Origin of the sequence: Daeguia caeni, from assembly GCF_042653845.1 — a bacterium.
Taxonomy (GTDB): domain Bacteria; phylum Pseudomonadota; class Alphaproteobacteria; order Rhizobiales; family Rhizobiaceae; genus Brucella; species Brucella caeni.
This window is the reverse complement of sequence record NZ_JBHSEL010000060.1, coordinates 1-586: the sequence shown is the minus strand read 5'-3', so window position 1 is coordinate 586 and position 586 is coordinate 1. Positions and strand designations below refer to the sequence as shown.

The window sequence follows — 586 nt, the reverse complement described above, 5'->3', positions numbered from 1 at the left end:
GACGCGCCGGTCGCCTGATCGGTCAGAGCGGCCAGACAGTCGGCAGCGCCGAGATTCTGGCCACCCCCCGTTCATCAACCTGTTGGAAGACAGCCATGCTCGCTCCCGTCCGCACGGTTGCGCCCGCGACCATGCCGGTGTCGCTCAACGAGGCCAAGGCCCATCTGCGCGTCGATCACGATGACCAGGACGATCTGATCAGCGCCCAGATCAGGGCGGCGACCGCATATCTCGATGGCTATGCCGGTATCCTCGGCCAAGCGCTGATCACACAGACCTGGCGACAGGAGTTCGGCCGCTTTGCCGATCACCTGCCATTGCCGCTGGCGCCGGTCATCGCGATCGTCAGCATCAGCTACTTCGATACCGGCAATGTGGTGCAGACATTGGACGCAGGCGTCTACGATCTGTTTGCCGACGCGCGCGGTGCCCATGTCGCCCTGCGACCGGGGCAATCCTGGCCGGCCACCTTCCGTCGCGCGGATGCCGTCTCGATCATCTTCACCGCCGGCTATGGCGCGGTGGCCGACGTGCCGGAGCCCATCCGTCAGGCCATCCTGCTCATCGTCCAGCGCCTGTTCGATGG

At 65.5% G+C, this 586-nt stretch carries 1 protein-coding gene; it reads left to right on the top strand.

Going from position 1 to position 586, the window contains the following annotated elements:
• Positions 1-95: 95 nt before the first annotated feature.
• Positions 96-586 (top strand): head-tail connector protein (locus ACFO1V_RS09370; RefSeq protein WP_380075080.1); only part of this gene is annotated, 491 nt, incomplete at its 3' end.